Origin of the sequence: Gemmiger formicilis (genome assembly GCF_016901605.1) — a bacterium.
GTDB lineage: Bacteria > Bacillota > Clostridia > Oscillospirales > Ruminococcaceae > Gemmiger > Gemmiger formicilis_B.
Window position 1 is genome coordinate 1 of record NZ_JACJKP010000351.1, and the last position, 778, is coordinate 778.

General features: G+C 57.7%; 2 protein-coding genes. Both read right to left on the reverse strand.

Going from position 1 to position 778, the window contains the following annotated elements; all coding sequences use genetic code 11:
* On the reverse strand, positions 1–216 hold a 216-nt coding region (locus tag H6B10_RS14775; RefSeq protein ID WP_345941860.1), incomplete at its 3' end, for a hypothetical protein.
* 199 nt (positions 217–415) lie between these two features.
* Positions 416–778: ABC transporter permease subunit (locus H6B10_RS14780; RefSeq protein ID WP_204652286.1), on the reverse strand; the 363-nt coding region annotated here is incomplete at its 5' end.

The following is a 778-nucleotide window of genomic DNA, read 5'->3' on the forward strand; positions in this document are numbered from 1 at the left end:
GGCATTCTGGGCCATGGTGTTGAGCACTTCGTTGGAATCGTAGCCGCCGGACAGGGCCGAGATACCGCTGATGATCTTGAAGTCGGTCTGTTCGGTGTTGGTGTTGACGGTGCCGGGTTCCACAGTGTTGGCGCTGCCGCCGCCGCAGGCGGTCAGGCTGGCCGTGACACCCAGCAGCGCGACGAGCGCGCCCATGCGTTTGGTGGATGTTTTCATGATGTTTCTCCTTTTTCATGGAATGTATGGTGAATGAGATTTGGATTTGAATGAGAGTGAGAGGAAAGCAGGCGGCATCAGAGTAAGGAACGCTCTTGCGGTACCCGGCGCAGGCTTCGCGGTTCGCAACCCGCTCGCCTTTGCCGACCGCTGCGCCTAAAATTCCTCCCTGTTTCCGCCACTGGCGGCGGTCGGAATTTTAGCCCTTAACGGCACCGGCCATGAAGCCCTGCTCAAAGTACTTCTGTACAAAGGGATAAACGATGAGCATGGGGGCGGCTGCCACAATGATGGAAGCGAACTTGATCATTTCGGTCAGCTTGTTCAGTTCGGCATAGCCGCCGGAGATCATGCTGGCCTGGCTGGCGGAAGTTTCGCTGGCAATCAGGATGTTGCGCAGTACCAGGGGCAGGGGCGCGCGGCCTTCGCCGGTCATGTAGATCAATGCGGTGAACCAGTCGTTCCAGTAGGCGACCATGCTGAACACCACCATAACGGCCATGATGGGCTTGGAAAGGGGAATGATAATGTCCCAGAAAACCCGCAGCTTGGAGGCACCGTC